This window comes from Pseudomonas lurida (assembly GCF_013522705.1).
In the GTDB taxonomy this organism is placed as follows: Bacteria; Pseudomonadota; Gammaproteobacteria; order Pseudomonadales; family Pseudomonadaceae; genus Aquipseudomonas; species Aquipseudomonas quebecensis.
Window position 1 is genome coordinate 37102 of sequence record NZ_JAAMRE010000042.1, and the last position, 8298, is coordinate 45399.

5 protein-coding genes and 2 rRNA genes are annotated in these 8298 nt (G+C 58.3%); 4 read left to right on the forward strand and 3 right to left on the reverse strand.

Going from position 1 to position 8298, the window contains the following annotated elements; genetic code table 11:
* Nucleotides 1-182 precede the first annotated feature (182 nt).
* Genes G7025_RS25570 through G7025_RS25585 form a run of 4 tightly spaced genes read left to right on the forward strand, consistent with a single transcriptional unit; the run spans nt 183 to nt 5737 of the window.
* Nucleotides 183-941 (forward strand): DUF3050 domain-containing protein, encoded by a 759-nt coding sequence (locus tag G7025_RS25570; RefSeq protein WP_181081780.1) that lies wholly within the window; start codon nt 183-185, stop codon nt 939-941.
* Nucleotides 938-1885 (forward strand): diiron oxygenase, encoded by a 948-nt coding sequence (locus G7025_RS25575; protein WP_181081781.1) that lies wholly within the window; start codon nt 938-940, stop codon nt 1883-1885. The genes G7025_RS25570 and G7025_RS25575 overlap by 4 nt, the downstream gene beginning before the upstream one ends.
* Nucleotides 1882-5253 (forward strand): amino acid adenylation domain-containing protein, encoded by a 3372-nt coding sequence (locus tag G7025_RS25580; RefSeq protein WP_181081782.1) that lies wholly within the window; start codon nt 1882-1884, stop codon nt 5251-5253. The genes G7025_RS25575 and G7025_RS25580 overlap by 4 nt, the downstream gene beginning before the upstream one ends.
* A 19-nt stretch (nt 5254-5272) precedes the next feature.
* A complete protein-coding gene (locus tag G7025_RS25585; RefSeq protein ID WP_181081783.1) occupies nt 5273-5737 on the forward strand; it encodes an SRPBCC family protein in 465 nt (154 codons plus the stop codon).
* A 38-nt stretch (nt 5738-5775) separates the two neighbouring features.
* On the opposite strand, the gene G7025_RS25590 is transcribed toward G7025_RS25585, so the two are convergent.
* The 3 genes from G7025_RS25590 to rrf (G7025_RS27300) form a co-directional block, all read right to left on the reverse strand.
* A complete protein-coding gene (locus G7025_RS25590) occupies nt 5776-7656 on the reverse strand; it encodes a methyl-accepting chemotaxis protein (protein WP_181081784.1) in 1881 nt (626 codons plus the stop codon).
* A gap of 338 nt (nt 7657-7994) precedes the next feature.
* Nucleotides 7995-8110, reverse strand: a 5S ribosomal RNA gene (rrf, locus tag G7025_RS25595).
* 107 nt (nt 8111-8217) lie between these two features.
* A 5S ribosomal RNA gene (gene rrf / locus G7025_RS27300) occupies nt 8218-8298 on the reverse strand; the annotation flags it as partial.

Consider the following 8298-nt stretch of genomic DNA (forward strand, 5'->3'; position numbering starts at 1 on the left):
GCTCGTCAAACTGTTTAACCTGACTATCATCTTCGCCATCAAACCAGACACCTTATCCAACGGTGCATTCCGGCAGGTTCCAAGGCGCGTGCCGAGCCTGGTTTAAATCTCTTATCGCTTTGCCGATCACAAAAGCTCATCGCTGTATTCACAGCAGACGCAACAACTTATAGGCAGCAACCATGCATCAACTTTTACTTGAACAAAAAAAGCAGCAGTTATGCGCTCACCCGCTCTTCAAACAAATTACATCTCTAAACAAGTTACAACTTTTCATGGAGAGCCATGTATTTGCTGTCTGGGACTTCATGACCATCACCAAACGGCTGCAACGGGAGTTGACGTGTACTCAACTGCCCTGGCTGCCACCTGCCAACCCGCAGGCAGCTCGCCTGATCAATGAAATCGTGCTGGCGGAAGAGTCCGACACACACCCGCGCGACGGTCATTGCAGCCACTTCGAGCTGTATCTGGAGGCAATGTGCGAAATCGGCGCCAACGCCAACGCGATCAACCGTTTCATGGCCCTGCTACGCCAGGGTGTGGCGCCGATCACAGCGTTGCATGAGGCTAAAGCCCCCTCGGGCGCCAGGCGCTTTGTCAGCGACACGCTGCGCGTGGCGTTGAACGCGCCGACTCACTGTGTCGCGGCGGTATTTCTTCATGGTCGCGAGCGTGTAATCCCCAGCATGTTCGAGCGCCTGCTGCTGGCCGACGCGCTGATTGAGGACCGCGCGCCCATCTTATGTGCCTACCTCAGACGCCATATCGAGCTGGACGCCCAGGATCACGCGCCGGCAGCAGAGCGCTTGCTCAGACAACTGACCGACGCACACCCGACGTATGCGCAGCAAGCCAACGAAACCGCGATCGTCGCGCTGGACAGCCGAATCACGTTCTGGGATGAGGTGCAGGTGTCGCTGCAGGAGGTACGTCCATGAACCTCGCCGGCTACCATTGCTTTGCCGACGATTGGGAACGCCGTGCAACCATTCGCACCCGCCCGCGACGTCTGCTGGAAAACGACAATAAGCTGATCTTTCCAGTGTGCCGCCAGCCATTGGTGCTCAGCGCGACGTTCGTTGAACACTGCCCGCAGTGGCGCGAATTCGTACTGGTGCAAAGCTTTTATAAATTCATCAATGACGTGGTGATCTTCGAAACCGAAATCGTCGATAAAACCGCGCGCGCCATCGCCAAGAATCGCTTCTCGCTGGCCTTCCCGCTCGCCTGTCGCGTGGACGCGATGACCGTAGTGGTGGACGAGGATTACCACGCTCTGGTCGCGCTGGACTTCCTGCAACAGACCGTGGCGCTGACGGGCATTGCCCCCCTCGATCTGCCCTCGCACATTGAACTGAGCCGCGCGTTGCCGGCGGCGCAGGCACAGGCACCGGCTCACCTGCGCGACGCCGTGGAGCTGATTGGCGTGGCCATCGCCGAAAATACCGTGACCCACGATGTGGCGGCGTTTTCCAAGGACAGCAGCGTCAAGGGCGCCATCCGCGGCATGATGGCCGACCACCTGTTTGACGAAGGTCGGCACGCCCGGTTCTGGACCAGCCTGGTCCGCCTGTATTGGCAAGCGGCGAGCGCACAGGACCGGGATGCTATCGCGCATGTTCTGCCGACGTTTCTAGGGCACTACCTGACCCATGAGCTGCAGAAAAATTTCGACCTGCACCTGATCGACCACCTCGACATCAGCCCGAACGTGCGCAATGCGCTGCGTGATGACGTCAGGGCGCTGGCGTTTCCCATCCATCGCCAGCACCCCTTGATGAGCAATATCCTCGGTTTCCTGCAGAACAGCGGCCTGTTGCAGACGCCGAGTGTGGCGGACGCGTTGAACGCCTTCGCGCCGGGCCCCGGGGGGCTGGCATGAGGCGCCTGACCATCGGCTGGCGCGGCACCAGCACGGCCCTGGCGGCCACCAGGCGGGTATTGGAGGAGTACGGGCACGCCTCGGCCGACGAAGCCATTGACCTATGGATTGAAGATGGCAGCTCATCGCAGCCCCTGGATGGCGGTGACGCGGCCTGCATCCTGCTACGCCTGGGCGTTGGTCCGATCACCGAAAGCGGGCTGCCGGTACTGCAATTGCGCGCTTATGACCGTGGGCACCGGCTGGTGGCCATGTTGGATGTCGTCGACGAGCCCAGCGGAAACGGCCAACGGCAGCGTCAACAGGTGACCCATGCACTGGTCGAATGGGTGGCGCTGTTGGTCAGCGGTTTTTCGCGGGACCCCGCCTACTTCTCACCGACCGCAGCCACCAACGACTGGCCCGAACAAGGCCTGCAGGAGCTTGAGGCATTGGCGTTCCTGCATCGATTCAACCGCACGGCAAACCCCGAAGTGATGCAGCGGGCGCAAGTGGTCATGATTGACCGAATACAAGCCAGCCTGCAGGCCTTCGCCGAGCGGCCGGCGTTGAATATCGCCGGCACCACGGTGACTTACCGTGAATTGCATCTTCGCGCTCTGGCGATCCAACAACGCTTGCGCCCTGTGCTGCAGCCCTTTGAAGCGCCTGCGGTTGTGGGCGTCTGCCTGGAAAAATCCCTGGATCTTTATGCCAGTATTCTTGCTGTGCTCGGCAGTGGTGCGGTGTACCTGCCACTGGAGCCAGACCAACCCGCGCAACGTCATCAGGCCATGCTCGAAGGCGCCCGGGCCGTCGTATTGCTGGATGCTGGTCAACATCCATTGCGCGAGCGTTTTACTGCGTTGGATGTCAGCACTGTAGAGTCAGTCGACGGTGGGCTCGCACTGATGTGCCATCAACCATGCCTGGATGCGCCGTGCATGGTGCTCTACACCTCGGGCACCACGGGCCTGCCCAAAGGCGTTGTGTTGAGCGAAGGCAACCTGGCGCATTTCGCAGCCTGGTTCGGGTCGTGCATGGCGCTGGATGAGCACTGCCGCGTGCTGCAGTTTTCGCCACTGAGTTTCGACTCGTCGCTGATCGATATTTTCCCTGCCCTGATAGCGGGTGCCGAGTTGATCGTCCCCAGCCAGGCGCAACGGCGTGATCCGGTGCAACTACTGGCGCTGCTGCGCCGGCAGCGTATTACTCACGCATTCCTGCCGCCCGCGCTGCTTAGTATCCTGCCACTGGAGCAACCGCTGGGCCTGACACATCTGCTGACCGGCGGCGACGTCTGTGAACCTCATGTCATCGAGCAACTGGCCGGGCAGTGCCAGTTCCACAACCTGTATGGCCCTACCGAAATCACGGTGCTGGCCACTCACCGCACGTTCGTCCAGAGCGACAGTAATCGCAACCTCGGCCGCCCTATTGCCAATAGCCGGGTGCTGATCCTCGATGAACATTTGCAGCCGGTGGATGAACATGTAACGGGCGATGTGTATATCGTCGGCCCTGGGGTAAGCCTGGGTTACGTCAATGTACCGCAGCAGAACGATGGACCGTTTGTCGACCTGCCCATGCCGGGAGGCCAGGTAACGCGAGCCTATCGCAGCGGTGATCTGGCGCAGTGGACGCCCGACGGGATCCTGCTGGTCGGGCGACGCGATGACCAGGTGAAAATCCGTGGGTTCCGGGTGGAGCCTCAGGAAATCGAACACTGTTTGCGCAGCGGCCGGCTGTATCGCCAGGTTGCCGTGGCGATCGACCGTGACCACCGAATCTGCGCATTTGTCGCGCAGCCCGAACCGGACGCTACGCTAGAAACCGTGAAGCAGCATGCGCGGCAATGGTTGCCGGATTACATGCAGCCGGGAATATGGGTCGAGCTGCCAGGATTGCCCTGTTCCAGCAATGGGAAAGTCGACAGGCAGGCGCTGCTCGCATTGCCGGGGCGGTCAGGCAGGCAGGTCAACGGCGGCGTGACGCCGACATCGCTTCAAGCACGAGTGGCGCAATTGTGGGGCGGGGTGCTGGAGGTACCCGCCGCGCAGTTGTCGGTCGATGCCAGCTTCTTCGACCTGGGCGGTCACTCGATTTTGCTGTCGACGCTGTTGCTGCGCGTACGCGAAGAGTTTGGCCGCAGTTTCGCGTTGAGCCAGTTCATTGAAGTGCCCACGATCCGCACGCTCGCCATGTTGATGCAAGAGGGAGAGCGGCCTGACGCCTCCTGTGGCCAGGCCGTTCGGGATGCGCAACGTGAGTGGCGGGTGAAAGCCTTGCCCGAGCGGCTTGGGGGCAATCCGAAGAAGGTCGTGGTCACAGGGGCCAATAGCTTTGTGGGCGTTCATATTGTCGAAGCGCTTCTGGCCGGCGGGGCGGCCCAAGTGGCGTGTCTGGTACGCGAACAGCCGGGGCAGTGCGCAGCGGCGCGGTTCAATCAGGCACTGCGCGACTACCGCCTCGACCACCTGGACCTTGGCCGGGTGCGGGTATTGGCCGCCGACATCAGCCAACCTCGATTGGGGTTGGCCGACGCAGTGTATGACGAGCTTGCGAGGGAGTTCGGCGTACTGGTGCACAACGCGGCGCAGGTCAACCATGTGATGGACTACGCCTCACTGGCCAGGGACAACGTCGAACCCATCTTCGAATGCCTGCGTCTATGCGAGACCCACTGCAAGAAGGTGTTCAATTTTGTCTCGACGCTTTCAGCCGCCAGCTGCATCGATACCCAGGGCCATGTGCTGGAAGCTCAGGCCGGTGCCGCGCCGCCGCTGTTCATCAAGAATGGCTACAACCTGTCCAAGTGGACGGCTGAACGGCTGTTGGGGCGTGCGATCGAGCAAGGTGCATGGGTCAACATCCTTCGTCCGGGCAACGTCAGTTTCAACAGCCGCACCGGCGTTTGCCAACCGCAGAAAAATCGCTTGATGCTGATGCTCAAGGGGTCGCTGCAGTTAGGCCTGTTGCCCCGCTTGGAACTGGATTTCGACCTGATGCCGGTGGACTTCCTGGCGCGTTTCATCGCGTTCCATTGCATGAGCTTTCACGCCAATAGCTGCGTGTTCAACCTGCATAACCCACAGCCGTTGAGTTGGGAGCGCTACTTGGATGAATTAAGCCGGGTGGGGTGCGGATTCGAGCGGGTATGCGTTGCGCAATGGCAACAAGCCCTGCGCACGGTGAGCCAGGACAACGCAATGTTTGGGGTACTCGGGTTTTACCTTGATCGCCTGGATGATGACATTGGAGATACCAAGATGATTGTGCATGACAACGCCCGACGAGGTGTTGAGCAGATGGGCGAGCACTATCCGCAAAAAGACCCGGCGCTGTTGAACAAAGGCTTTGAGTACCTCAAGGCCATTGGCTTTCTTTGAACCGTTCCAGGACCAAGATATGAAACCGCTGCAACCCGATACTTTAATCTGCAACCCGAACAGCCCGCCGATTGTGGCGAGCGTCGTTATCAACTGCGGAGCGCTTCGCGTGTGGGAGATGGTGGGGCAGTTTTCGAGCTTTGATGCCTTCATCCCGGCCTTGGCGTCTGTCGAGATGATCGGCACAGGCGTGGGTGCATTGCGTACCAAAACGTTCCGTGATGGCAACTGTGTCGTCGAGCAACTCAATAGTCGAGATGATCATGACATGCACATGACCTGGACCATGATCTATAACACGCTGGGCGTGGCCAGGTTGTGGGCAGGGATTCGTGTGCAGGCACATGGCGTGCAATGCGCCAAGGTGAGCTGGACCATCATTGCCGAGCCAGTGGACAAGACGCAGGTGGGCTTCGAAGCGTTTGTGCAGGACTTTGCCGACAGCGCCCTGGCAAACGTGCGTAAGCTGCTGGGCGGTGCGTAGGAGCGAAGCTGCTCGCTCCTACGCACCGTCCAGACAAGTCAGATCTTGAAGCTGTCGACCAGTTGCTTCAAGCGATTGGCCTGTTGCGACAGGGCATCGCAGTCTCTGAGTGTCTCGTTGAGATTGGCTACGCCCTGCTGGTTAAGCAGATTGATCTGGTTGATGTCCACGTTGAGCGTTTCCACCACGGCGGTTTGCTCCTCAGTGGCCGCAGCGACGGACTGGTTCATGCCGTCAATCTCAACGATTCGCTGCGTCACGCTCACCAGGCGTTCACCCGCCTGGTTGGCGACCTCAACACTTTCCTCACTTGAGACCTGGCTGGCATTCATGGTGGTCACCGCCTCGCGGGAGCCCACTTGCAGTGAAGTGATCATTTTATGAATTTCTTCGGCGGACTCCTGGGTACGGTGAGCCAGGTTGCGTACTTCATCGGCCACCACAGCAAAGCCACGCCCGGCCTCACCAGCACGCGCGGCTTCGATCGCGGCGTTGAGAGCAAGCAAGTTGGTTTGCTGAGAAATGCCTTTGATCACATCCAGAATGTGACCAATGTTGTCGGTACTGGCGTTAAGCGTTTCAATCTGTGTGCACGAAAGACTGATCTTCTGAGACAGCTCAGACATTGCCAAAATGGTCTGCTCAACCACTTTGCGCCCATCGTCAGCCTGCTCACTGGCACCGCTGGCGTGTTGAGATGCATCAGCCGCGTTCCGCGCAATCTCCTGAGTGGCGGCCCCCAGCTCGTTGATCGCCGCAGCAACGCTGTTGGTACGTGCACTTTGCTCGTCGGAGCCGATGATCGACGCGTTGGACGACGCCATCACGCGCTGGGACAAATCATGAACCTGGCGCGTGGCCGAAGAGACTTCCGAAATCGAAGCGTGAATACGCTCAACGAACCGGTTGAACGCACTGCCTACTTCGCCAAATTCGTCCTTGCTGGTGACAGCCAGGCGACGAGTCAGGTCGCCCTCGCCTTGGGCGATGTCCTGCATGGCGACGCCCATGGTGGTCAAGGGGCGCAGTAGCACTTGGATCAACAGGCTCAGCAACACCGCAATCGCTACCACGGCGATCAACATGGCAATCAAGGCTGAGGTGCGGAATTTACCGAGCGGCGCGTAGGCCTTGTCTTTGTCGATCGACAATCCGATATACCAATCGGCACCTGGCAGACCGCTGATGGGCGTAAAGGACAGAATGCGATCATGGCCTTTGAGTACTACGTCCTGGTTGAGCTTTTCTATGCGAAGTGTGGTGCCTGGATAGATGTCCTTGAGGTTTTTCATCACCTGATCTTCGTCTGGACTGACGATGACCTGGCCGTCGCCGCTGACCAGAAAAGCATGGCCGATACCACCAAAGTCCACCGAGTTGATGATTTTCACCAAGGTTTGCAGACTAAGGTCGCCACCCACCACACCAAGCAATTCGCCGTTCTTTTTCACCGGCATCGCGATGGTAACGATCTGACCACCTACTGCCGCCATATAAGGCGGCGTAAGCATGGGTTTATCTGCAGCAACAGCTTGTTTGTACCAAGGGCGCTGACGAGGATCATAGTCGTCCGGCATTTTGGCGTCAGGGCGTTGGGTGAATACACCGTTGGTTTGCCCGACATAAGTGAACTGGAAGTTCGATGTCAGTGCAGGTTGATCTACCAAACCTGGCAGGTCCGCAGCACTGCCTTGGTGGGCAATGTTCTGAGTCAGACTTTCGAGTACCAGGATTCGACCACTGAGCCAGTTTTGCACACTGCTGGCGGTGAGCTCACCGGATTGCTGGATAGATGACTCCAGATTCTGCTTGATCGTACTGCGTTGCAGGTAATCGTTGTAAAGCGTAAATAACGCGAAGGCTAGGACCACCACGCCTGACGCGGCCAACAAAATTTTATGACTGAACTTGAGATTCATTTCATCGACTTCTTTTTGCCAAAGGGGGATGAGCGTGCCGAGCGGAACATTCCATGTAACGGTATAGCCGGCTTCGCGGGCCGCTCTATTTCGGTGCACGCATGGCTCATCAGGCTTTCGGCCAAATCGAGTGAAATCTTAAGGGTTTGTAGGAAACATCTTCTTTTTGAGCGAGAAACCGGACCGGTGGTACACCGATTCATTGCGGGAATGCAGCACACCGGCACTTGCGCGCACGCCATATAAGGATATTGCGGTTGGATACTGAGTGGTAAATACCGATTGCCTAAACGACAAAACCCCTGCCTGCGTTAGCAGACAGGGGTTTCGGAATTTGATCTTGACGATGACCTACTCTCACATGGGGAAACCCCACACTACCATCGGCGATGCATCGTTTCACTGCTGAGTTCGGGATGGGATCAGGTGGTTCCAATGCTCTATGGTCGTCAAGAAATTCTGTGTACCAGAACGATGCATTGCAGCGTGCCAGTGAAATTCATGGACTTCTACATAAAACAAAACCCCAACTGCTCTCGCAATTGGGGTTTCGGAATTTAATCTTGACGATGACCTACTCTCACATGGGGAAACCCCACACTACCATCGGCGATGCATCGTTTCACTGCTGAGTTCGGGATG